Below are 23,482 nucleotides of genomic sequence, written 5' to 3' on the forward strand. Positions count from 1 at the left end.
GCAGGCCGTGGCCGCGCAGCAGCGCGCCGCCGCGGCGATGTCGGGCGCGGTCGATCTGTCGGTCCTGAAGGACCGCGCCGACGCCCAACGGGCCGCACAGTCCGCGCCGGCCGGGGCCCCGGGTGGTCCGAATCCGTCGCCCGCCGCGTCGGGCGACGCCGTCATCGACGTCACCGAGGCCACCTTCGAATCCGAGGTCATCAACCGATCGACCCGCCAGCTGGTGGTCGTCGACCTGTGGGCGACCTGGTGTGAGCCGTGCAAGCAGCTCTCCCCGCTCCTCGAGTCGATGGCGGGGGAGTCCGGCGGGCGCTGGGTCCTGGCCAAGGTCGACGTCGACGCGAACCCGCGGATCGCCCAGGCGTTCCGTGCCCAATCGATCCCCATGGTCGTCGCGCTCGCCCACGGTCAGCCGGTCTCGGTGTTCACCGGGGTCAAGCCGCGCGGCGAGATCCAGGCCTGGATCGACGAGATCCTCACCCAGGTGGGGCCGTCGTTCCCGGACGCCGGCCCGGCGCCGGCCGAGCAGGAAGAGCCGGTGGATCCGCGGATGGCCGCCGCCGAGGCCAAGCTCGACGACGGCGACGTCGACGGTGCGCTGGCCGACTACCGCGCCATCGCGGAGGCGGAGCCGGGCAACCTCGAAGCCGCGTCCCTGGTGCGAAACCTGACCTTTGTGTCGCGGGCGTCGAAGCACCCGGCGTCGATCGTCGAAACGGCGGCGGCCGGCAACGTCGACGACCAACTCGCCGCGGCGGACGTGGAACTGATCGGGCAGCAGCCCGAGGCGGCGTTCGACCGGCTCGTCGAGCTGGTCCGGGTCACCGCCGACGACGACCGGGCGCGCGCCCGGGCCCGGCTGTTGGAGCTGTTCGAGCTGTACGAGCCCAACGAACCGGTCGTCATGGCCGCGCGCCGCAAGCTGGCGTCTGCACTCTTCTGACGAGCCGCAAGCTCCCGTCTGCACTCTTCTGACGAGCCGCAAGCTCCCGTCTGCACTCTTCTGATCAGAGCAACTCGAGCCACACCGAGGCGTTGGCCTTCAACGGCAGGGCGATCGAGGTCGCGCGTCCCTGCCAGGCGATAGCGGTCGTCTCGATGACAGCGCCGGACGCCGGTGGGCGGTGCTTCTCGTCGTCCTGGTGCTTCTCGTCGTCCCGATATCTCTCGTCGTCGCTATCGAGGATGATCCGCCAACGCCCCGGGGCGGGCATGCCGATCCGATACTCCGCGAACGGCTCGGGGGCGACGCTGAACAAACACACGACGGTCGATCCCGTTCCGTGTCGGCAGAAGCCGAAGACCGGCGACGACGAGTCGCCGGCGGACAACCACTCGTAGCCGTCGGCGCGCACATCCCGCTCGTACAGCGCCGGATGGGTCCGGCACAGCCGGTTCAGATCGGCGACGAACCGGGCGATCCCGCGGTGCCGGCCTGCGTCGGGCCCGGCGTCGAGTTCGTGCCAGTCCACGCCGCGGTCGTCGGCCCACTCGGCCGTCTGCCCGAACTCCTGGCCCATGAACAGCAGTTGTTTGCCGGGGTGGCTCCACTGATACGCCAGGAAGAACCGGACGGTCCGCGCCTTCGCGTCGGCGTCGCCGGACATCCGCGTCCACAGCGTGCCCTTCTCGTGCACCACCTCGTCGTGCGACAGCGGGAGCAGGAAGCGCTCGTTGAAGGCGTACATCAACGAGAAGGTGATCTCGTGGTGGTGGAACGCGCGGTCGGCGACGTCGCGGGCGAGGTAGCCCAGCGTGTCGTGCATCCACCCCATGTTCCACTTGAGGGAGAAGCCCAGTCCGCCCGAGGCGGTGTCGCGGGTGACGCCCGGCCACGAGGTGGATTCCTCGGCGATGGTCAGCACCCCGGCGTGGCTGCGGTGCACCGCGTCGTTGAGTTCGCGCAGGAAGGCCACCGCCTCGAGGTTCTCCAGACCGCCGTGCACATTCGGCGTCCACTGCCCGGGGGCGCGCGAGTAGTCCAGGTAGAGCATCGAGGCGACGGCGTCGACCCGCAGGCCGTCGACGTGGAACTCGTCGAGCCAGTACAGGGCACTGGCGATGAGGAAGTCGGCGACCTCGCGGCGCCCGTAGTCGAAGACGAGGGTGCCCCAGTCCGGGTGGTCGCCGCGCTGCGGGTCGGGGTGCTCATAGGTGGGCGACCCGTCGAAGCGGGCCAGCGCCCACGCGTCGCGGGGGAAGTGGGCCGGCACCCAGTCGAGGAGGACACCGATACCGCGCCGGTGCAGCGAGTCGACCAGGAAGCGGAAGTCGTCCGGCGATCCCCAGCGGGCGGTCGGGGCGAAGTAGGAGGTCACCTGGTAGCCCCAAGAGCCGCCGTAGGGATGGGCCGCCACGGGCAGGAGTTCGACGTGGGTGAACCCGGCCTGTTCGACATAGTCGGCCAGTTCGACGGCGAGTGCGCGGTAGCCCGACCCGGGGCGCCACGACCCCAGGTGGACCTCGTAGATGCTCATCGGCTCCGACAGCGGGTCGGTGGCGGCGCGGCGCCCCAGCCACTCGTCGTCGGACCAGGCGAAGGCGGCGTCGCCGACGACGACCGAGGCGGTCGCCGGCGGTGGTTCGGCGGCCCGGGCCAGTGGGTCGGCCTTGTCGACGAGACCGCCGTCGGCACCGCGGATGCGGAACTTGTAGAGCTCCCCGGCCCGCACGCCGGGGAGGAAGACCTCCCAGACGCCGCTGTGGCCGAGCCGGCGCATCGGGGCGAAACGCCCCTCCCAGCCCTCGAAATCACCGACGACGACGACTCCCTTGGCCGCCGGCGCCCAGACGGCGAAAGCGGTGCCCGACACCGGGCCGAGGCCGGTGTCGCGGGTCATCACCCGCGCGCCGAGCACCTGCCAGAGCCGTCGATGGCGACCCGCGGCGATCAGCGCCAGTTCGTCCTCGGTGACGGTCGGCGCGAACCGGTACGGATCGGCGACGACGAACTCCCGATCGGCCGCACCGTGGGCCGGGTCGGCCGGGTAGTGCACGCGCAGCCGGTAGTCGGGCAGCGGTTCGGTCGCGGGCCGGTTCAGGGCGACGACCCACAACCCGTCGACCTGCTCGTCCATCGGGTGCTCGACGCCGTCGATCAGTACCGACACCGCGTCGGCGTGTGGCCGCAGGGCCCGGACGGCCACCGAGTCGTCGTCGAGCCGGTGGGCGCCGAGGATCGCGTGCGGGTCGGTGAGCGTCGTCCCGGCCAGCTCGGCGAGCCCGGGGGCCCCGAGCCGCGGATCCGCGCCGGCCGGACTCATGCGGTCAGCCGGTTGAGGGCGGCGAGGACCGTGGCCCGGTCGGTGGTGCGCCAGAACGGGGGGAGGGAGGCGAGGAGGTAGTTGCCGTAGCGCGCGGTGGCCAGGCGGGAGTCGAGGACCGCCACCACCCCGCGGTCGGTGGTCGAGCGCAGCAGCCGGCCGGCGCCTTGCGCCAGCAGCAGTGCGGCGTGGTTGGCCGAGACGGACAGGAAGCCGTTGCCGCCGGCCGCCTCGGCGGCCCGGGCGCGGGCGCTGGCCAACGGGTCGTCGGGGCGGGGGAACGGGATGCGGTCGATGACGACGAGGGACAGCGAGTCGCCCGGCACATCCACCCCCTGCCACAGCGACAGGGTGCCGAACAGGCAGGTCTCCGGGTCCTCGCTGAATCGCCGGACCAGCGTCGACGTCGAGTCCTCGCCCTGGCAGAGGATCGTGTGGTCGGTGCGCTCGCGGAGTTCATCGGCGGCTTCGCGCGCCGCGCGCATCGACGAGAACAACCCCAGGGTCCGGCCCCGGGCCGCCGCCATGAGTTCGGCGAGTTCGGCGAGCATCTCCTGCGACAGACCGCCGCGGCCCGGCGGCGGCAGGTGCCTGGCCACGTAGAGGATGGCCGAGCGCGGGTAGTCGAAAGGGGAGCCGGCGTCCAACCCGCTCCACCGGACCGTCCCGCTCTCGTCGGGTACCGCCTTTCCCGATGCGGTGACATCGCGGGCCTGGGCGGAAAGGTCCTGGGTTGTGCGTTCCTGGTCTGTCTGTTCCTGGCCCGGACGCAGGCGGTTGCCGGCCGCCGGCAGTCCCCACGTCGCGGCAAGGGCATCGAAGGAACCGCCGAGCACCAGGGTCGCGGAGGTGAGGATGACGGTCGAGTCGGCGAACAACGAGGCCCGGAGCAGTCCGCCCACCGAGAGCGGGGCGATGCGCAGCGATCGCCGGGTACCGGACTTCAGATTCTCCTCGGCGAGCCAGACCACGTCGCGGCGCTTGGCCGGGTCGGGTTCGTCGAAGGCGGCCAGCACCCGGACTGCCGCGTCGTGCAACTCGTCGAGGGAGGTCAGCGCGGCCGAGCGGGCGGCGGCGGCATCACCGTCGGTGTCCCCGGAGGCGCGCACCGGGCCGATCGCGCTGCGGGCCCGCCACAGCCGGTCGCGCAATCCGGCCAACACCGCGTCCCACCCGTGCGGCAGCCCGGTCAACAACCGGGGCGCCGCCTCGTCGAGGAGCGTGCCGAGCATCTCCGCCGCACCGACGACGTCGTCGGCCAACTCCTCGTCGATCAACTTGCCGGCGCGGCGGCCCGCCAGCGTGACCGACGCCGCCGACAGCTCGTCGGTCGCCACGGAGGTGATGCGGTCGGCCAGCTCGTGCGCCTCGTCGATGATCACCACGTCGTGCTCGGGCAGAATCGTCGCGGGGGAGAGGGCGTCGATGGCGAGCATGGCGTGGTTGGTCACCACCACGTCGGAGCCGGCGGCGCGCTCGCGGGCATGCTCGGCGAAACAGTCCTGCGCGTAGCTGCAATTGGCCGCGCCGAGGCACTCGCGCGCGGTCACGCTGACCTGGCGCCACGATCGGTCGGCGACGCCGGTGGGCAGGTCGTCGCGGTCGCCGGTCTCGGTGTCCGACGACCACTCGCGCAGTCGGGTGACCTCGCGGCCGGTGCGCGACGCCTCGAAGGGGTCGAAGAGTTCGGCCTCCGGCTCGTCGGCCACGCCCCCGTGGATCTTGTTGAGGCACAGGTAGTTCGAGCGGCCCTTGAGGATCGCGAAGGTGGGCTCGGCGCCCAGCGGGGCGGCGAGGGCGGTGGCCAGGCGCGGCAGGTCGCGCTCGACGAGTTGGCGCTGCAGGGCGATCGTCGCCGTCGACACCACCACGGTCTTCCCCGATTCGGCGGCATGCGCGATCGCCGGTACCAGGTAGGCGAGGGATTTGCCGGTGCCGGTCCCCGCCTGGACCGCCAGGTGCTCACCGGTGTCGATCGCGTGCGCGACCGCGTTGGCCATCCGGACCTGTCCGTCGCGGGTGGCGCCGCCGAGGGCCGCCACCGCGACGGCGAGCAGATCGGTGGTGTCGGTGGCCGTCTCAGAATTCATAGCGGGTGGGGATGGCCGGCTCGCCGTGCGAGAGGCCCAGGCCCTCCCACGGCAGCGTGACGAGGGCGTCGCGCAGGTGCTCGCGGGACTCGGTCAACGACGGCAGGCCCTCGACGCGCTGCCCGCCGCGGACGAGCGGGGTCTGCAGCGGGGCGGCGGTGTGTCCGGCGAGGACCGGGGTCGGACCGCCGGCCGGGTAGAGCACCTCTTCGACGACGGTGCCCGACTCCCGGGCCAGCCGGACCGCGGCCTTCGCCCCGCCGTGGGATTCCTTGTGGCTGGAGCGCTTGGCGACCGGCAGGCCGTCGACCTCGACGAGCTTATAGACCATTCCCGCCGTCGGCGCGCCGCTGCCGGTGACCAGGGAGGTGCCGACGCCGTAGATATCCACCGGCTCCGCGCGCAGCGAGGCGATCGCGTACTCGTCGAGGTCCCCGGAGACGACGATCTTGGTGCCGTGCGCCCCGAGCCCGTCGAGCTGGTCGCGGACCTGGCGCGCCAGGATTCCGAGGTCGCCGGAGTCGATCCGCACCGCGCCCAGTTCCGGCCCGGCCGCCTCGATCGCGTTCGCCACACCGCGGGTGATGTCGTAGGTGTCGACCAGCAGCGTCGTGCCGGTGCCCAGGCGCTGGACCTGCGCGCGGAAGGCGCCCAGCTCGTCGGGCCCGTCCGGTCCGGTGAACAGCAGGGTGAAGGCGTGGGCCGCGGTGCCGGCACTGGGGACGCCGTAGCTGCGCGCCGCCTCCAGGTTGGAGGTGGCGGTCAACCCGGCCAGGTAGGCCGCGCGGGAACTGGCCACCGCGGCGCGCTCGTGGGTGCGGCGGGATCCCATCTCGATGATCGGCCGCGAGCCGGCGGCCGACACCATCCGGGCGGCGGCCGAGGCGATCGCGCTGTCGTGGTTGAGGATCGACAGGATGAGCGTCTCCAGGATCACCGCATCGGCGAAGTGGGCCCGCACGGTGAGGATCGGGGAACCCGGGAAGTACAGCTCGCCCTCGAGATAGCCGTCGATGTCGCCGGTGAAACGGTAGCCGGCCAGCCAGTCGAGGGTCTCGGCGTCGAGGAACCCGCTGACCGCGGCCAGCTCGTCGTCACCGAATCGGAAGTCGGCGAGGGCGTCGAGCAGCCGCCCGGTGCCGCCGACGACCCCGTACCGGCGGCCGTCGGGCAGGCGGCGGGCGAAGACCTCGAACACGCACGGCCGGGCCGCGGCGGGGTGGGACCGGGCCGCCGAGATCATGGTCAGTTCGTAGTGATCGGTCAGCAAGGCTGTGCTAGGTCGGGTCACTCTCGATACCCTAGTCTCATGTCCTTCGAGACTGGTGGCAGCGCGGCCGCGCCTTCGGGCGCCACCGTGGCGGAGCCGGACACGACGGTTGACGAGAGCATCGACCGCCCCTGGGTCGCGGTTGTCTGGGACGACCCGGTCAATCTGATGCCCTACGTGACCTATGTTTTCCAGAAGCTGTTCGGGTACACCCGGGCCAAGGCGCACGAGTTGATGATGCAGGTCCATACGGAGGGGAAGGCGGTGGTTTCGTCGGGCTCGCGAGACAAGATGGAGGCCGACGTGCGGCGACTGCACACCGCCGGGCTGTGGGCGACGATGCAGCGGGACTCATGACGGCACGGTTCCTCTCCGGCTGGAAGCGCCGCGGTTCGGGCGACTCGGCGGTATACCTGGCGCACTGCTCGGCACACGAGTCGGACCTGCTCCGCTCGATCGTCGAGTCGATGTGCGAATTGCTCACCGAGCGGGCCGAATCGGCGCCCTCGGACGAGCTCACCGCGATCACCGGTATCCGGTCCGGTCATTCATCGGCCCCGCAGGACGCGACCCTGGGTCGGCTGCTGCCCGATTTCCACCGTCCCGACCAGGACGAGGAGATCGGCTGCGACGCCGTCAACGGCGACCTCAACGGGGCCCTGCGCAGCATCAACGAACCGGTCATCATCGACGAGAAGCTCGCCGCCGCCCACTGCCTCCTCGACACGGTGCCGGTGGGCGGCGGGGAGATCGCGCTGACCCGGGCGCAGGCCGACCAATGGCTCACCGCCATCAACGACGTCCGGCTCTCGCTCGGCGCGATGCTGGGCATCACCGAGGACGCCCCCGACGAGCTCGACCCCGACCATCCGTACGCGGCCCACCTGCACGTCTACCGATGGCTGACCGAGCAGCAATGGATCCTGGTCGAGGAGTTGATGGAATGACCGGGTCGGCCCGGGCGGGCGACCGGATCACCGATGTCACCGGCATCGCCGTGGGCCATCACTGGCGGCTCGACCCCGATGTCGTCGTCGGGACCGCTGAGGCGCCCGGCAGCGGGTGGGCCACCGGGACCACGGTCGTGACCGTGCCGCCCGGATCGGTCGTGGCCGTCGACGTGCGCGGCGGCGGGCCGGGTACCCGCGAGACCGATCTGTTGGACCCGGTCAACACCGTCCAGACCGCGCACGCGATCGTATTGGGCGGCGGGAGTGCCTACGGGCTCGCCGCCGCCGACGGGGTGATGACCGGCCTGGAGTCGCGCGGGGTCGGCATCCCCATGGATGCGTTGGGCCACGTCGTGCCGATCGTGGCGGGGGCGGTCATCTTCGACCTCCTCGTCGGGGATTGGCAGGCGCGCCCCGATGCGGCCTTCGGTGCGGCGGCGCTCGCCGCGGCGGCCGCCGACTTCGAGACCGGGACCGTCGGGGCGGGTACCGGTGCCCGCGCGGGTGCCCTGAAGGGCGGTGTGGGCACCGCCTCGATCACACTCGGCGACGGGCCGGCCGCGGGCATCACCGTCGGCGCCCTCGTCGTCGCGAACCCGGTCGGCGACGTGCTGGACCCGGCCACCGGGCTGCCCTGGGGCGCATCGGCGGCCGACCTCGACTACTACCGCTTGCGTCCGCCGGTCGAGGCGGACCGGTTGGCGCTGGCACAGGCGAGGGCGAAGTCGACGCCGCTGAACACGACCATCGGCGTCGTCGCCACGGATGCCGAACTCGACCAGGCGTGCACGAAGCGGGTGGCGTTGGCCGCCCACGACGGGCTGGCCCGGGCGGTGGTGCCGGCGCATTCGCCGTTGGACGGGGACACGCTGTTCGCGGTGTCGACCGGGACCCATCCCGGGGACTCGCGCGACGCGTTGCGCGAATTCACCCCGGCCGGAATGCATCACGACGTCGCCATTGTTGCCCATGTCAGCGCGGCGGCGGCGACCGTGACCCAGCGGGCCATCGTCAACGCGGTCCTGGCGGCGACGCCGGTGGCCGACATCCCGTCGCTGCGCGCGCTGCTGCCGTCGGCGGTGGCGGACCGAGCCGCGTAAGGGGCCCACTGTGTTGCAGATCGATGCGGGACTGGTCGAGCAGATGGTTGCGCATGCGCGCGCCGACCACCCCGATGAGGCCTGTGGCGTCCTGCCCGGTCCCGAGGGCGGCGACGTCCCCACGCGGTTCGTCGCCATGGACAACGCCGAGCGTTCGCCGACGTTCTACCGGTTCGACTCCGGCGAGCAGTTGCGCGTGTGGCGCGCCATGGACGACGCCGACGAGGTGCCGGTGGTCATCTACCACTCGCACACCGCCACCGATCCGTACCCGTCGCGCACCGACTCGTCGCTGGCCGCCGAGCCGTCGGCCCACTACGTGCTGATCGGGACCGCCGATCCAGAGGTGGCGCTGGTGTGCAGCTACCGCATCGTCGACGGCCAGATCAGCGCCGAGCCGATCACCGTCGTCCGCGATGGCGGCGACGTCGGCGGCGGGCCGGCCTTCGTCACCCCCGACCCCGATTCCGACGATCATCCAGCCCGGCGCCACGGCGCCCAGACGAAAGAATGACCATGGCCGTATCCGTATCGATTCCGACGATCCTGCGCGCGCACACCGATGGCGCCAAGCGAGTGCCCGCGACCGGTGCGACGCTGGGCGAGGTGATCGCCGATCTCGAGTCGAACCACCCCGGGTTGGTGGGGCGCCTGCGCGACGACGGCGGTGCGCTGCTGCGCTTCGTCAACATCTACGTCAACGACGAGGACGTCCGGTTCACCGGCGGGCTCGACACCGCGGTCGCCGACGGCGACGATGTGACCGTCTTGCCGGCCGTCGCCGGAGGCGCATCTGTCTTGACCGCCGGAGGCGCATCTGTCTTGACCGCCGGAGGCGCATCTGTCTTGACCGCCGGAGGCGCATCTGTCTTGACCGTTCGCGGCTGACGACATGACCCGGTACGACTCGCTGATCGCCTCGGTCGGCCATACCCCGCTGGTCGGGCTCAAGCGGTTGTCGCCCCGCTGGGACGACGAACCGGCCGGTCCGCACGTGCGGCTGTGGCTCAAGTTGGAGGACCGCAATCCGACCGGGTCGATCAAGGACCGGGCCGCCCTGGCCATGGTGGAGGCCGCTGAACGGGACGGCATCCTGACCCCCGGTGTGACGGTCCTGGAGCCGACCAGTGGCAACACCGGGATCTCGCTGGCGATGGCCTGCAAGCTCAAGGGCTATCGGCTGATCTGTGTGATGCCGGAGAACACGTCGGCCGAGCGCCGCGCGCTGTTGCAGATGTACGGGGCGCAGATCATCTCCTCGCCCGCGGCCGGCGGGTCGAATACCGCGGTGGCGATGGCCAAGGACTTGGCCGCCCAACGGCCCGACGTCGTGATGCTCTACCAATACGGCAACGAGGCGAATGCCCGGGCGCACTACGAGGGGACCGGCCCAGAGCTCTGGGCCGACCTGCCGGAGATCACCGCCTTCGTCGCGGGGTTGGGCACCACCGGCACCTTGATGGGGGTCGGCCGGTTTCTGCGCGAACAGCGCGACGACATTGCGATCGTCGCCGCCGAGCCGCGCTACGGGGATGAGGTGTACGGGCTGCGCAACGTCGACGAGGGGTTCGTCCCCGAGCTCTACGACGAATCCGTGCTCACCCGCCGGTTCTCGGTCACCGGCGAGGATGCGGTGGCCCGGGTGCGCGAGCTGGTCGAGACCGAAGGGGTTTTCGCCGGTGTGTCGACCGGGGCGATTCTGCACGCCGCACTGCGCCTCGCACAGACCGCGGTGCGCGGCGGCGAGCGTGCCGACATCGCCATGGTCATGCCCGACGCCGGCTGGAAGTACCTCTCGACCGGCGTCTACGGTTCCGATCCCGAGGCGGCGGCCGCGGCGATCGAGGGCCAGCTGTGGGCCTGAGCGTAAACTTGCCGACTTGTGAGTGAGGGCAGGAAGACCGGTATCGACCGGCAGGCGCCGATCGGCATCTTCGATTCCGGCGTGGGCGGACTGACCGTCGCGCGGGCGATCATCGACCAGCTGCCCGACGAGGACGTCATCTACATCGGTGACACCGCGAACGGTCCCTACGGTCCGCTGACGATCCCGGAGGTCCGCCGCCACGCCTTGGCAATCGGTGACGAGCTGGCCTCGCGCGGGGTCAAGGCGATCGTCATCGCCTGCAACACCGCGTCGGCGGCGTGCCTGCGCGATGCGCGGGAGCGGTATGCGCCGATCCCCGTCGTCGAGGTCGTCCTGCCAGCGGTGCGCCGGGCCGTCGCCACCACCAGGTCGGGGCGGATCGGCGTGATCGGCACCGCGGCCACCGTCGCGTCCCGGGCTTACGAAGATGCCTTCGCCGCGGCGCGCGACGCCGAGATCACCTCGGTCGCGTGCCCGAAGTTCGTCGACTTCGTCGAACGCGGGATCACCAGCGGCCGCCAGATCCTGGGGTTGGCCCAGGGCTATCTCGAGCCGTTGCAGGAGGCCGACGTCGACACGCTGGTGCTCGGCTGCACGCACTATCCGTTGCTCTCCGGCGTCGTGCAGTTGGCGATGGGCGACCAGGTCACCCTGGTGTCGAGCGCCGAGGAGACGGCGAAGGACGTGCTGCGGGTCCTGACCGAACTCGACCTGCTGCACCCGCACTCGAATCGGGAGGCGCGCCGGGTGTTCACCGCCACCGGCGATCCTGAGTCTTTTGCCCGCCTTGCCAAGCGATTCCTGGGGCCCGCGGTGGGCCGCGTCGAGCACCTGTGAACCGTTTGTCGCGGAAGTGGTCACGGATGGATTCCGAAACCCCGGCAATCGAACGTGGCCCCGCCGGGGACGTGGCAGAGTGGTCGCCATGCATCTGACAGTCCTTGGATGCTCGGGCAGCGTGAACGGCCCCGGGGCGGCGTGTTCGGGATACCTGCTGTCCGCACCCGGCGAACTGCCGGTCCTCCTGGATTGCGGTCCGGGCGTCTTCGGCGAGTTGCAGGCGGTGGCCGATCCCAACGACGTCGCCGTCGTCCTGAGCCACCTGCACGCCGATCACTGCATGGACCTGCCGGCCATGCTCGTGTGGCGCCGGTGGGCGCCGGTTCCCGCCGTGGGGCGGGTGCCGCTGTGGGGGCCGGCCGGGACCGCCGCGCGGATCGGGGCCGGGTCGTCGGAGTTCCCCGGCGAGGTCGACGACATCAGCGACACCTTCGAGGTGTTCGAGTGGGTCGACGGGCAGGGGATCGACTTGCGCGGGTTGCACATCGAGCCCCGCAAGATGGACCATCCGCCGACGACCTACGGGGTGCGGGTCACCGGTCCCGACGGGGCCGTGCTCGCCTACAGCGGGGACACCGCGCTGTGCGACGGGCTCATCGACCTGGCGCGGGGAGCGGACGTCTTCCTCTGCGAGGCGTCGTGGACGCACGACCCGGCGAATCGTCCGCCGCACCTGCACATGTCGGGGCTCGAGGCGGGGGAGGCGGCCACGGCGGCCGGGGTCGGCGTCTTGGCCATCACCCACATCCCCCCGTGGACCTCGACGGCCGACATCCTGGCCGAAGCGCGGTCGGCATTCTCCGGACACATTGAACTGGTCCAGCAGGGCCAGGAACTCGACGTCGCGGCCGTCTCCTCGCGCGCCTGACCGGCGGCAGGGCCCAGCCGACGTCGAAAACTGGGCCCACTCGGCGGTAAACAGGGCCCACTCGGCAGGCGCCGCGGCGTGATGGCACTACAGTTGAGCACGTGACGACACGTGCTGACGGCCGAGCCGATGACGAGTTGCGGCCCATCAAATTCACCCGCGGATTCACCACCCACCCGGCCGGGTCGGTTCTCGTCGAATTCGGTCAGACCCGAGTGCTGTGCACGGCGAGCGTGACCGAGGGGGTGCCCGGCTGGCGCCGTGGCTCCGGCCGCGGTTGGCTGACCGCCGAGTACGCCATGCTCCCGGCCGCGACGCACGAGCGTTCGTCGCGCGAGTCGGTGAAGGGCAGGGTCGGCGGCCGGACCCACGAGATCAGCCGTCTGATCGGACGGTCGCTGCGGGCGTGTATCGACCTCGCCACCATCGGCGAGAACACCATCGCCATCGACTGCGACGTCCTGCAAGCCGACGGTGGCACGCGGACCGCCGCCATCACCGGTGCCTATGTAGCCCTCGTCGACGCGGTGACCTACCTGCGCGCGGCGGACCTGCTGACCGATCCGCAGCCGCTGTCGTGCGCGATCGCCGCCGTCAGCGTCGGGATCGTGGACGGCCGGGTCCGGTTGGACCTGCCGTATGAGGAGGACTCGCGGGCCGAGGTGGACATGAACGTGGTCGCCACCGATGCCGGCACCCTCGTCGAGGTGCAGGGCACCGCCGAGGGGGCGACGTTCTCCCGCGCGACGCTCGACAAGCTGCTCGACCTGGCGCAGGCCGGCACCGAGAAGCTGTTCGAGGCGCAGCGCGAGGTGCTCGCCGAGGACTACCCGGGCACGCTGCCCGGTCGGGCGAGTTCCTGATCGGCCCGTCGATGACCCGCGTCCTGCTGGCGAGCCGCAATGCCAAAAAGCTGGCCGAGCTCCGGCGCGTCGTCGCCGCGGCGGGCCTGGAGGGGCTCACCGTCGTCGGGCTCGATGACGTGCCGCAGTTCCCCGAAGAGCCGGAGACCGGCGCGACCTTCGAGGAGAACGCGCTGATCAAGGCGCGTTCGGGTGCGCGGGCGACTGGATTGCCCTGCGTCGCCGATGATTCCGGACTGGCCGTCGACGCGCTCAACGGCATGCCGGGGGTGCTGTCGGCGCGGTGGTCGGGCCGGCATGGCGACGACGAGGCGAATAATTCCCTGCTCCTGGGGCAGCTGGGTGATGTCCCGGCGGACCGGCGCGGCGGTGCCTTCGTCTCCGCGTGCGCGCTGGTGACCCCGGCGGGCGAGGAGACGGTGGTCCGCGGCCAATGGCGCGGACGCATCGTCGACGAGCCGCGCGGAGCGGCCGGTTTCGGCTACGACCCGCTGTTCGTGCCCGACGACGCCGAGGCGGGTGGTCGCACGTCGGCCGAGTTGGCGCCCGCGGAGAAGGATGCGCTCAGCCATCGGGGCAAGGCTCTGGCCCAGTTGGTTCCGTTCCTACGCGCTTTGGCCTGAGCCGCGCCGTCAGAGACCGTACTGCGTCTTCACGTCGCGCGTGCGGATGTGCTCGACGTAGAAGGAGAGGAACGGGATGGTGCCGGCCAGTGCCGTGGCCACCGTCTTGCCGATTCCCCAGCGCGCCTTGATCGCCAGATCCACGCAGAAGATCAGGTAGATGAAGTAGACCCATCCGTGCACGATGCCGACCCAGCCGAAGCCGTCGTTCCCGAACCCGTACTTGGCGATCATCTCGCCGACCAGGAACAGCAACCAGATACCGGTGATCCACGCCAACGTCCGGTAGCGCACCAGTGCGCCCGGGATGGCCGCGGCGTTCAACGGATTCTGCCGCGTCTCAGTGGCGGGAGCATCGGTGGCAGTCACATCGGTGGCAGTCACATCCGTGGCAGGGACATCCGTGGCAGGGACATCCGTGGCAGGGACATCCGTCTCGGGTGCATCCGGGCTGGACGAGGTCTGGTCGGCGTCGGTCACGTCGTCTTCCTCTCGGGGGTGGTCGGGGAGTTGAGTGCTTTGAGGTACGCGTTGTAGCTGGCGAGTTCGTCGTCGGGGTCAACGCCGCCGAGCTCGTCGCCGATGGCGTCGGCGCTGGGGATCGCGGGCCGCTCGGGCAACAGGTCGGCGGGGATCTCGGCGTCGGTCCGGTGCTTGTCGGTCAGGCGTGCCTGCTCGTCGGGGTCGCTCTCCAGCACGACGAAGCGACGGTAGGCGTAGATGACGGCGATGGCGAATGCCGGCCACTGCAGCGCGTAACCGAGGTTCTGGAAGGTGCCGGCCGCCGATTCGAATCGCACCCACTGCCAGTACGCCAGGCCCAGGCAGGCCGTCGCCGCGACCAGCGTCAACACGATGAGTGCCGGGCGGTGGCGCCGGGGTTGCCGAGACTGCGACATACCTTGACGGTACCCGTGCCGCCGGTCGTGGGGGCAATCGCCTGCCGTGTAGTGTGGGCGGCGCTACAGGCGCGAGTGGCGGAATTGGCAGACGCGCTGGATTTAGGTTCCAGTGTCCTCGGACGTGCAGGTTCAAGTCCTGTCTCGCGCACCGCAACCCCGCCGAGTGGGCCCTGATTCTCGCCGACTGGGCCCTCATTCTCGTCGAGTGGGCCCCCATTCTTGCCGACTGGGCCCTCATTCTCGTCGAGTGGACAGCGGACCGCATTGAGAGCCTTCTTCACATGCACGGCTATTACGCGGTAGATATGCCGTCGGGCCCAGTCGATCGAAATGAGGGGGCGGGGCCCAGTCGGCGGAGAAGAGGGCCCACTCGGCGAAATCTAGGGCCCAGTCGGCGAAAGGAGAACAGCGCCGGAGCCGCTCGTAAGCGGTCCGGCGCTGTTGCTCGGGTCTGTCTTGGTCGGGTCGTAACCCGGGTTCGGGTTCGCCTACCGGAGGTTGGCGGGCACCAGCGAGACCGGTGTGTAGAAGGACCGCACAATGTCACGGTTCTTCGAGTCGGTGGCGCCGACCGCCTTCGACGACAAGATGCCGACGATCGGCCCGCCGCCGAGGCGTACGCCCGCGCCGCTGTCACCGGACTCCGACCGGAAGGTCGTCTCGACCACGAGGGTCGACTGGTTCACCAGCAAGCTGGGCGGGGCGACCGCGCAGGCGATGGCCAGCGGACCGGGGACCGGGCACTCGACGGCCTGGATCATCTTCGGCTTCGGGTTCACGACGACGCCGCGGGACAGGCCGGTGGTGGCGCCGAGCTTGCTGACCGCGGAGCCCTGGCCGACGCGGGAGGACCAATCGATCGCATCGACCTTGACGCGCTGGCCGGGAACCAGGCTGATCACCGAGATGTCGGCGTGCCGGCCGATGAGGTTGGCCGTCACAGTGCCGATCTTGTCGCCGTCGACCGTGTAGATCTTGTCACCGCGCTTGCCGCAGTGTCCGGCGGTCAGGGCCCGGCTGGCGCTGATCACCGCACCGAGCGTGCACTTGGCCTCGGTGATGATGCTGGTGGGCCGGCGGATCTCCATGCCGGAGGTGATGGTCGTGCTTTTCGCGGCCGGCGCGGCGGCGGCGGGCGCGGCCAGTCCGACGGCGAGTGCGACGGCGGCCGGGGCCAGGGCAGCGGTCAACAGGGCGGATGAGCGCATGAAGGGACAACCTCGTTCTTTGAGAAGATGACGAACGGATTTGACGGTATGCGGTCGGTAGGCGCGGTGCAATCGCTAGACCGGTTTGACACCTACTTGACGCATAATTTGGATGTGATTCTCAGGTTTCGGCGCGTTCTGGCAGCGATATCGGTCACCGGTGTGGCCGCGCTGTCGGCGTGCGGCCTGCAGGACTACCTTCTCGAACAGGTCGAATCGATCAACGAATCCGGGATTCCGTCGACCATCGCGGTCGGGGATACGGGTACCTACGTCGACACCGCGGCACTGACCAAGATGCTGAAGCTCCCGGTCCGCAACCGGGTGTCGATGCAGGGCTATTCGCGCGCGGCATTCGGCCCCCTGTGGGATGACAACGTCGACGTCGAGTTCGGGCACAACGGCTGCAACACCCGCGACGACGTCTTGCGGCGCGACCTGACCGACGTGGTGATGCGGGCGGGCAACTGCTTTGTGTCCACGGGGACCCTCTTCGACCGCTACACCGCGGCGACGATACGGTTCGTGCGCGGTCCGACGACGTCGGGCCAGGTCGAGATCGACCACCTTGTGTCGCTGGCCAATGCGTGGACCACCGGCGCCCGGTTCCTCGACGACGCCACCCGGCGCAACCTCGCCAACGACCCGCGGAACCTGCAGGCCGTGGGGCGGGCGATCAACCAGGACAAGGGGCCAATGGACGCCGCAGTATTCCTCCCACCCAACCGGGCCTACCGGTGCACCTACGTGAACCGGCAGATCGACGTGAAGCTGGCCTACCGCCTGTGGATCACCCAGAAAGAGGCCGCGGCGATGCGTGCTGTCCTCCTGGCCTGCCCGAAGCCGGCATGACCGGGCTGCCGTGTGCCGACCCGGCCGTCGTGGACCGTCTTGCCGAAGCGTTGCGCGGTGCGGGTTTCACGACGACGGGGATCGAGGAGCACTTGGGTCAGGAGGTGTCGGCCGCCCTGACCGGTGGGGTCTCGTGGCCGGCCGCCGCCGCGGTGGACGACGACCGGCCGCTGTCCACGCTGATCGCCGTCTTCCTGCTCGGCCAATCCCGTCCGGCGGCGGCGCTGACCGCGGCGTTGCCCGGGGTGGACGTCGGTGAACTCGCCGCCCAGGGGATCCTCGAGCGTGGCGACGGGGATGCGGTGGTGCCGATCCTCGACGTGCGGCCCTATGCCGACGACGCTGGGGAGTACCTCGTGTTCGCCGATCAGGACTCCGGCCGCCGCTCCGGCGCGCTGGCCGGGGACCACGTGCTGGGGATCGGCGGGGCGTCGGTCTCCTTGGCGCGGGCCGTGATCCGCCGTCCGGTGCACCGCGCGCTCGACCTCGGCACCGGTTGCGGCGTCCAGGCACTGCACCTGGCCGCGCACTGTGAAGAAATCGTCGCCACCGACACCAACGAGCGCGCCCTGGCGCTGGCCGCGGCCACCGCGCGCGCCAGCGGGCAGACCTGGGACCTGCGGCGCGGCAGCCTCTTCGAGCCGGTGGCCGGCGAGCGGTTCGACCTGGTCGTCTCCAATCCGCCGTTCGTGATCGGCAGCGGCGCCCAGGACTACATCTACCGGGACTCCGGGGTGCCCGCGGACGGCTTGTGCGCCCGGTTGATCAAGGAGTTGCCCGATCACCTCAACCCCGGCGGGGTCGCCACGGTGATGGCGAACTGGGTGGTCACCGATCCCGACGACTGGGCGGCGCGGCCACGGGAGTGGTTGGCGGGCACGGGTCTGGATGCCTGGATCGTGCAGCGCGAGCTCGCCGACCCGGTCAGCTATGTGTCCCTGTGGCTGGCCGACGCCGGCGAGTCGCCGGAGCGCAGCGCCCGGCGGGGCCGCGACTGGTTGGCCTACTTCGCCGACGCCGGGATCGTCGCGATCGGCATGGGGGTGCTGACCCTGCAGCGGCCGGTCGACGGCGCGGTCCGATTCCAGGTGGTCGAGGAGATCACCGGCGCCGGCGAGGAGGTGACCGGCGATGAGGCGCAGGCCTTCCTCGCGCGCCAGGACTTCTTGGCCGCACACACCGACGACGAGCTGCTGGCGATGGCGTTGGCCACGATGCCGGTGATCCTCGAGGAGCAGGCGTTGCCGGATGAATCCGGTTGGCGCAGCATCTCTTCGGTGGTGCGGCGCCCGGGCGGGCCGGGAGCGGCCATCCCCCTCGACGAGGTGTCGCGGGCGTTGCTGGCCGGGTGCCGCGGGCAGTTGCCGCTGGGAGACTTGATCGCCCTGTTGGCCGCCCACCACGGCGTGGATGCCGGTGCGCTCGGCCACGCGGCCATGCCGGTGGTGCGCGAGGCGATTGCCCGGGGAATCCTTTACCGGCCGGTCTGAGTTCGCAGCCGCCGGACCACGATGACCGGTAGCCGGTGGAGTTTGTCGACGGCGAGTGATCGGCGGAACTCCGCCCACGCCCAACAGAGGCCGAAGACGGCCAGGGTGATGGCGCTGGTCGCCCAGTGCGACCACGGTCGGGCGAGGAGGAAAATCGGTATCGCCACCAGGGCCACGGCCTGCAGGACGTAGGAGTCGAGGCTGCGTGCGCCGGTCATGATCAGCGGCCGCAACAGGTTGACCCGTCGCAGGCGGGGGACCAACCAGGCGAACAGGGCATAGAGGGTGGCGACCACCAACCACGACGCGAGGACGCGCGCGACCCGGAAGTCGACCTTGTCGGCGATCGAGGGTTCGATGTGGTGCCAGGGCCCGGTCTTGAAGCCGAAGTAGAGGAAGCACCAGAGGGCGGCCGAGGACGCCAGCAGCCACGGCAGCCAGCGGATGAGGGCCTCGTCGATCTTCCACCGGCGCCAGTACCAGCCGATGACGAGCGCGGGGAAGAACATGATCTGCCATGCGGCCCAGTTCTGGATCGGGAGACCGCCGAAGGCGATGGTCCACCAATCCGACCAGTCCGGGTGGCCGATCCAGGCGCGGCCGGGCGAACTGGTGATGGCGAACCAAGCCGGGCTGTGGATCTGGGAGACGGCGTAGAGTCCGACCGAACCCGCCAGCACCAGCCACCCGAGGCCGCGCCGCAGCAGCGGCAGCAGCAGACCCGCGACGGCCAGGAACACCAGGTACATCAGCAGGATGTCGCCGCCCGACGGGAGGTAGCGCAGCAGCAGGGCCAGCCCGATCCCGGTGCCGGCGTCGCCGACCGGCCGCAGGCGGACCAGCTGGTAGTAGCCGGCCATGCCGGCGGCGACGGCGACGAGGCAGATGAGGACCTGGCAGAGGTACAGCACCACCAGGCGCTTGCCGAGGCGGCGGTAGGTGAACCCCCAACCGCGCCGGTCGATCCAACCCCCGTAGACGATGCCGAACACCAGCCCGGAGAGCAGGACGAATGCGGCCATGCCGTCGACGTACGGGTACGCGTGCGTCGGGTAGGCGAGCATTGACTTCCGCCCGGCGAAGTGCGCGGCGATCATGCTCCAGATCGCCAGCCCACGGGTCGCGTCGATCGCCCAGTCGCGACCCGTGGCCGGCGTCGTGGTCCGGTGTGCCGTGCCCTTAGGTGTAGAGGTCGGCAATTGCCTGCTTGTGCGCGTCGTGGATGACGTTGCGCTTCAGCTTGAGCGTCGGCGTCAGACCACCGTTCTCGACGGTGAAATCGGTGTCGAGGATGGTGAACTTCTTGATGGCCTCGGCCTTGGACACGGTGGCGTTGGCGGCGTTGACGGCCGACTGGATCTCCGCGCGCAGCGCCGGGTTGGCGGCCGCCTCGGCGATCGGGGTGTCGGCGGGCAGGCCGTTGCGCTCCAACCAGCTCGGCAGGGCCTCCGGGTCGACGGTGATCAGGGCGCCGATGAAGGGCTTGGCGTCACCGACGACGAGGCACTGGCTGACCAGCGCGTTGGCGCGGATCGTGTCCTCGAGCTGGGCGGGGGAGACGTTCTTGCCGCCGGCGGTGACGATGATCTCCTTTTTGCGCCCGGTGATCGAGAGGTAGCCGTCGTTGAGGCTGCCCAGGTCGCCGGTGTGGAACCAGCCGTCGACGATGGCCTCCGAGGTCGCCTTCTCGTTCTTCCAGTAACCGCCGAAGACGACGGGGCCTTTGAGGAGCACTTCGCCGTCGTCGGCGATGGCGACCGAGACACCCTCGACCGGGCGGCCGACGCTGCCGACCTGCTGCTGGCCCGGGGTGTTCACGGTGACCGCTGCGGTGGTCTCGGTGAGGCCGTAGCCCTCGTAGATCGGCACGCCGGCGCCGCGGTAGAAGTGGCCCAGGCGCGCGCCGAGCGGGCCGCCGCCGGAGACCGCCGCCTCACAGTTGCCGCCGAGTGCCGTGCGCAGCTTGGAGTAGACGAGCTTGTCGAACACCGCGTGCTTGAGCTTGAGCCCCAGCCCGGCACCGCCGGTGTCCTGGGCCTTGCTCCACTCGATGGCGGCCTCGGCGGCTTTGCCGAAGATCTTGCCCTTGCCGCCGTCGATGGCCTTCTGCTCGGCGGAGTTGTAGACCTTCTCGAAGACGCGGGGGACCGAGAGGACGAAGTCCGGCTTGAACTGGGCGAAGTGGTCGACCAGGTTCGGGATGTCGCTGGTGTGCCCGACGACGACGTGGTTCTCCAAGGCGGTGATGGCGATGACGCGGGCGAACACGTGCGCCAGCGGGAGGAACAGCAGCGTGGACTTGCCCGCGGTCATCATCGAGCCGAGGGCGACGGTGACCGCCGCCGCCTCGGACAGGAAGTTGGCGTGGGTCAACACGACGCCCTTGGGGCGGCCGGTGGTGCCCGAGGTGTAGATGAGGGTGGCGGCGTCGGCGGCGCTGGCCTTCGCGTGACGGGCGTCGAGCTCCTCGTCGGCGACGCTCTTGCCGCGCTTGGTGAGCTCGGCGATGGCGCCCTCGTCGATGACGAGGGTTTCGCGGATGTCCTTGCAGCCCTTGATGACGTCGCCGTGGGCGGCCAGGTTGGCCGGGGTCTCCAGGATCACCAGCGAGGTGCCCGAGTCCGACAGGATCCAGTCGACCTGGTCGGGGGAGGAGGTGTCGAAGATCGCGACCGTGGTGGCGCCGACCCGCCAGATGGCGTAGTCGACGACGGTCCACTCGTAGCGCGTGGACGAGAGCAGGGCCACGCGGTCGCCCGCCTGGACGCCCGAGGCGATGAGGCCCTTGGCGACGGCGTCGACCTCGTCGGCGAATTGAGCGGCGGTGACGTTGACCCAGGTGCCGTTGGCGAACCGCCGGAAGATCGGCACCGAGGGACCCTCGGCGCGATACCGCAACACGGTGTCGACGCAGGTGGTGGACCCGTCGATGGTGAAGTTGGCGGGCTTGGACGATTCCTGCATGGTGCGCTCTCCAGCTCTTGTCAACGAAGATTGTCTGATTTTGACCCTGCCACGGTAGCAAGTCGGTGGCGGCCGTCACAGCCAGGTCGCGGGTGTTATCGCTCAATGCGGGTTCTGGGGCCCGACAGCGATAGAGTTGTAGTCCTCATGACCAATGATCACGCTGAGTCCTTCGACGACTTGGGCCTCGACGACCGAGTTCGACGCGCCCTTGACGACGTCGGCTACGAAACCCCGTCGCCGATCCAAGCCGCGACCATCCCGCCGCTGATGGCCGGGCGAGACGTCGTCGGGCTCGCCCAGACCGGAACGGGCAAAACCGCCGCCTTCGCCGTCCCGATCCTGTCGCGCATCGACACCTCGGCGCGCAAACCCCAGGCGCTCGTCCTCGCGCCCACCCGCGAGCTGGCGCTGCAGGTGGCCGAGGCATTCGGCCGCTACGCCATCCACATCCCGGAGTTGCGGGTGCTGCCGATCTACGGCGGCCAGAGCTATGGCATCCAGCTGTCGGGCCTTCGGCGCGGCGCCCAGGTCATCGTCGGCACCCCCGGACGCGTGATCGACCACCTCGACAAGGGGACGCTCGATCTCTCCGAGTTGGAGTACCTCGTCCTCGACGAGGCCGACGAGATGCTCACGATGGGATTCGCCGAGGATGTCGAGCGGATCCTTGCCGACACCCCCGACACCAAGCAGGTCGCGCTGTTCTCCGCGACGATGCCCAAGGCGATCGGCCGGTTGGCCCAGCGCTACCTCGACGATCCGGTCGAGATCACGGTCAAGGCGAAGACCTCCACCGCGCAGAACATCACCCAGAAGTTCCTGCAGGTCTCCCACCAGCGCAAGCTCGACGCCCTGACGCGGGTCCTCGAGGTCGAGCAGTTCGACGGGATGATCGTGTTCGTCCGGACCAAGCAGGCGACCGAGGAACTCGCCGAGAAGCTGCGGGCGCGGGGGTTGTCGGCCATGGCGATCAACGGCGACATGGTCCAGGCCCAGCGGGAGCGGACGATCAACCAGCTCAAGGATGGCTCGCTCGACATCTTGGTGGCCACCGACGTGGCGGCCCGCGGCCTGGACGTCGACCGGATCTCGCACGTGGTGAACTACGACATCCCGCACGACACCGAGTCCTACGTGCACCGCATCGGCCGGACCGGTCGCGCCGGCCGCTCGGGCACCGCGCTGCTGTTCGTCTCGCCGCGGGAGCGCCACCTGTTGCGGTCGATCGAGCGGGCGACGCGGCAGTCCCTGATCGAGATCGACCTCCCGTCGGTCGAGGACGTCAACGCCCAGCGCGTCGCCCGGTTCGCCGACTCGATCACTGAGAACCTCTCCTCGGACAACCTCGACCTGTTCCGCGGGTTGGTCGAGTCCTATGCGCGCGAACACGACGTGGCGATGGCCGACATCGCCGCGGCGCTGGCGCTCGAGACGCGCGACGGCGGGTTCCTGATGGCCCCCGACCCGCCGGCGGGGGAGCGCCCGCCGCGCGAGCCGCGGTCGGACCGCGCGCCCCGGCGCGGCGGTGACTTCGCCACCTATCGGATTGCCGTGGGTCGCAAGCACAAGGTCAACCCCGGTGCGATCGTCGGCGCGATCGCCAATGAGGGCGGTTTGACCCGCGGCGACTTCGGCAACATCAGCATCCGGGACGACTTCTCGCTCGTGGAGTTGCCCGCCGATCTCGACGCCGAGACGCTCGCCCTTCTCAAGCACACGCGGATCGGGCGCAACCCGATCAACCTGAAACCCGACATGGGCGCACCCCGCGGGCGCGGCGGCCGCAAGGGTCCGCCGCGCGACGGCAATCGACGGGGAAGCCCGAAGGTTGCCGGTCGGCGCAACCGGTATTGAGATCCAACCTTTACCCCTCGGGGTCGCTGCCGAGATGTGGCGGGCGTAACAATGGTCAATCGGTGCGGCTGGAACTCTGCCGGGCTCGCGGCCGTTGCCCCAGATGGACACCGGTAACGGCCGGTGGTGCAGCACCGAGCGACAGGGAGGCGGTCGACATGCGGGAAATCTCGGCGGCGCAAGCCATGGAGCACGCGCAACGCGGCGAGGCGGTGATTCTCGACGTGCGGCCCCAGGTGGTCCGCCACCAGGGCAGTGTCCCCGGGGCGGTCGTGGTGGAGCCCGGCGAGCTGACCGGTCAGTTGCGGATGAATCCGGCGGTGCGCACCGATGCCGAGGTCGCCGTCGTCGCGCTCACCGCGCAGACCGACGAGATCGAATCCCGACTGTCGCGACTCGGCTTCACCAAGCTGGTCCGAATCGCCGGGGGGTTCCGGGCGCTGCGCGAGAAGTCGTAGGCGCCGCTCCCGCCGCG

22 protein-coding genes, 1 tRNA gene and 1 pseudogene are annotated in these 23,482 nt (G+C 70.3%); 16 read left to right on the plus strand and 8 right to left on the minus strand.

Annotated elements, in window-relative coordinates:
• Positions 1–37: 37 nt before the first annotated feature.
• A complete protein-coding gene (locus nbrcactino_RS07505) occupies positions 38–943 on the plus strand; it encodes a tetratricopeptide repeat protein (RefSeq protein WP_161927650.1) in 906 nt (301 codons plus the stop codon).
• A gap of 64 nt (positions 944–1,007) precedes the next feature.
• Here the strand turns inward: nbrcactino_RS07505 and glgB are convergent, their stop codons facing one another.
• The 3 genes from glgB to nbrcactino_RS07520 are packed head-to-tail and all read right to left on the minus strand — an operon-like array spanning position 1,008 to position 6,644.
• A complete protein-coding gene (gene glgB / locus nbrcactino_RS07510; RefSeq protein ID WP_161926790.1) occupies positions 1,008–3,263 on the minus strand; it encodes a 1,4-alpha-glucan branching protein GlgB in 2,256 nt (751 codons plus the stop codon).
• Positions 3,260–5,353, minus strand: a complete 2,094-nt coding sequence (locus nbrcactino_RS07515; protein ID WP_161926791.1) for an ATP-dependent DNA helicase — start codon at positions 5,351–5,353, stop codon at positions 3,260–3,262. The genes glgB and nbrcactino_RS07515 overlap by 4 nt, the downstream gene beginning before the upstream one ends.
• Complete coding sequence (locus nbrcactino_RS07520; protein WP_161926792.1) at positions 5,343–6,644, minus strand: nicotinate phosphoribosyltransferase; 1,302 nt, start codon at positions 6,642–6,644, stop codon at positions 5,343–5,345. Before nbrcactino_RS07520 ends, nbrcactino_RS07515 begins: the two co-directional genes overlap by 11 nt.
• Positions 6,645–6,662: 18 nt before the next feature.
• Here nbrcactino_RS07520 and clpS point away from each other — a divergent pair, with 18 nt between their 5' ends.
• The 10 genes and pseudogenes from clpS to rdgB all read left to right on the plus strand — a co-directional run bounded on the left by clpS (position 6,663) and on the right by rdgB (position 13,734).
• Entirely contained in the window at positions 6,663–6,980 is a 318-nt protein-coding gene (gene clpS / locus nbrcactino_RS07525) for an ATP-dependent Clp protease adapter ClpS (protein ID WP_161926793.1), read from the plus strand.
• Complete coding sequence (aosR, locus tag nbrcactino_RS07530) at positions 6,977–7,570, plus strand: oxidative stress transcriptional regulator AosR (RefSeq protein WP_161927651.1); 594 nt, start codon at positions 6,977–6,979, stop codon at positions 7,568–7,570. Before clpS ends, aosR begins: the two co-directional genes overlap by 4 nt.
• On the plus strand, positions 7,567–8,673 hold the full coding sequence (locus nbrcactino_RS07535; RefSeq protein WP_161926794.1) for a P1 family peptidase: 1,107 nt from the start codon (positions 7,567–7,569) through the stop codon (positions 8,671–8,673). The genes aosR and nbrcactino_RS07535 overlap by 4 nt, the downstream gene beginning before the upstream one ends.
• Before the next feature lie 10 nt (positions 8,674–8,683).
• The gene (locus nbrcactino_RS07540; RefSeq protein WP_161926795.1) at positions 8,684–9,187 is read left to right on the plus strand and encodes a M67 family metallopeptidase; all 504 of its coding nucleotides are present in this window, start codon (positions 8,684–8,686) and stop codon (positions 9,185–9,187) included.
• 2 nt (positions 9,188–9,189) lie between these two features.
• Positions 9,190–9,462 (plus strand): annotated as a pseudogene (locus tag nbrcactino_RS07545) (MoaD/ThiS family protein); the annotation flags it as partial.
• Between the two features lie 103 nt (positions 9,463–9,565).
• On the plus strand, positions 9,566–10,537 hold the full coding sequence (locus tag nbrcactino_RS07550) for a PLP-dependent cysteine synthase family protein (RefSeq protein WP_161926797.1): 972 nt from the start codon (positions 9,566–9,568) through the stop codon (positions 10,535–10,537).
• A gap of 18 nt (positions 10,538–10,555) precedes the next feature.
• Positions 10,556–11,377 carry a glutamate racemase gene (gene murI / locus nbrcactino_RS07555; RefSeq protein WP_186343321.1) on the plus strand — a complete coding sequence of 274 codons (822 nt, stop codon included), beginning with the start codon at positions 10,556–10,558 and terminating at the stop codon, positions 11,375–11,377.
• Between the two features lie 88 nt (positions 11,378–11,465).
• Positions 11,466–12,248: a cyclic nucleotide-degrading phosphodiesterase gene (locus nbrcactino_RS07560; RefSeq protein WP_161926798.1), complete on the plus strand. Its 783-nt coding sequence runs from the start codon at positions 11,466–11,468 to the stop codon at positions 12,246–12,248.
• 101 nt (positions 12,249–12,349) lie between these two features.
• The gene (gene rph, locus nbrcactino_RS07565) at positions 12,350–13,111 is read left to right on the plus strand and encodes a ribonuclease PH (protein ID WP_161926799.1); all 762 of its coding nucleotides are present in this window, start codon (positions 12,350–12,352) and stop codon (positions 13,109–13,111) included.
• An 11-nt stretch (positions 13,112–13,122) separates the two neighbouring features.
• Positions 13,123–13,734, plus strand: coding sequence for an RdgB/HAM1 family non-canonical purine NTP pyrophosphatase (rdgB, locus tag nbrcactino_RS07570; protein WP_161926800.1), 612 nt, complete (start codon positions 13,123–13,125; stop codon positions 13,732–13,734).
• A 9-nt stretch (positions 13,735–13,743) separates the two neighbouring features.
• On the opposite strand, the gene nbrcactino_RS07575 is transcribed toward rdgB, so the two are convergent.
• Both nbrcactino_RS07575 and nbrcactino_RS07580 read right to left on the minus strand, forming a co-directional pair.
• On the minus strand, positions 13,744–14,103 hold the full coding sequence (locus nbrcactino_RS07575) for a DUF3817 domain-containing protein (protein ID WP_161926801.1): 360 nt from the start codon (positions 14,101–14,103) through the stop codon (positions 13,744–13,746).
• Between the two features lie 107 nt (positions 14,104–14,210).
• Complete coding sequence (locus tag nbrcactino_RS07580) at positions 14,211–14,633, minus strand: MATH domain-containing protein (protein ID WP_161926802.1); 423 nt, start codon at positions 14,631–14,633, stop codon at positions 14,211–14,213.
• Positions 14,634–14,702: 69 nt separating this feature from the next.
• Here nbrcactino_RS07580 and nbrcactino_RS07585 point away from each other — a divergent pair.
• Positions 14,703–14,784: transfer RNA gene (locus nbrcactino_RS07585), tRNA-Leu, on the plus strand.
• 340 nt (positions 14,785–15,124) lie between these two features.
• Here nbrcactino_RS07585 and nbrcactino_RS07590 read toward each other — a convergent pair.
• Entirely contained in the window at positions 15,125–15,844 is a 720-nt protein-coding gene (locus nbrcactino_RS07590; protein WP_161926803.1) for a trypsin-like serine protease, read from the minus strand.
• A 114-nt stretch (positions 15,845–15,958) separates the two neighbouring features.
• Here nbrcactino_RS07590 and nbrcactino_RS07595 point away from each other — a divergent pair, with 114 nt between their 5' ends.
• Complete coding sequence (locus nbrcactino_RS07595) at positions 15,959–16,696, plus strand: HNH endonuclease family protein (RefSeq protein WP_228460727.1); 738 nt, start codon at positions 15,959–15,961, stop codon at positions 16,694–16,696.
• Complete coding sequence (locus tag nbrcactino_RS07600) at positions 16,693–18,186, plus strand: DUF7782 domain-containing protein (protein WP_161926804.1); 1,494 nt, start codon at positions 16,693–16,695, stop codon at positions 18,184–18,186. Before nbrcactino_RS07595 ends, nbrcactino_RS07600 begins: the two co-directional genes overlap by 4 nt.
• Here the strand turns inward: nbrcactino_RS07600 and opgC are convergent.
• Both opgC and nbrcactino_RS07610 read right to left on the minus strand, forming a co-directional pair.
• Complete coding sequence (gene opgC / locus nbrcactino_RS07605) at positions 18,171–19,385, minus strand: OpgC domain-containing protein (protein WP_228460728.1); 1,215 nt, start codon at positions 19,383–19,385, stop codon at positions 18,171–18,173. The genes nbrcactino_RS07600 and opgC overlap by 16 nt on opposite strands.
• Positions 19,366–21,150, minus strand: a complete 1,785-nt coding sequence (locus nbrcactino_RS07610; protein ID WP_161926805.1) for an AMP-dependent synthetase/ligase — start codon at positions 21,148–21,150, stop codon at positions 19,366–19,368. Before nbrcactino_RS07610 ends, opgC begins: the two co-directional genes overlap by 20 nt.
• 147 nt (positions 21,151–21,297) lie before the next feature.
• Here nbrcactino_RS07610 and nbrcactino_RS07615 point away from each other — a divergent pair, with 147 nt between their 5' ends.
• Together nbrcactino_RS07615 and nbrcactino_RS07620 are read left to right on the plus strand one after the other, a co-directional pair.
• A complete protein-coding gene (locus nbrcactino_RS07615) occupies positions 21,298–23,007 on the plus strand; it encodes a DEAD/DEAH box helicase (RefSeq protein ID WP_161926806.1) in 1,710 nt (569 codons plus the stop codon).
• A gap of 158 nt (positions 23,008–23,165) precedes the next feature.
• Complete coding sequence (locus nbrcactino_RS07620; protein ID WP_161926807.1) at positions 23,166–23,465, plus strand: rhodanese-like domain-containing protein; 300 nt, start codon at positions 23,166–23,168, stop codon at positions 23,463–23,465.
• Positions 23,466–23,482 lie beyond the last annotated feature (17 nt).

It is taken from the genome of Gordonia crocea, assembly GCF_009932435.1.
GTDB classification, from domain to species: Bacteria; Actinomycetota; Actinomycetes; order Mycobacteriales; family Mycobacteriaceae; genus Gordonia; species Gordonia crocea.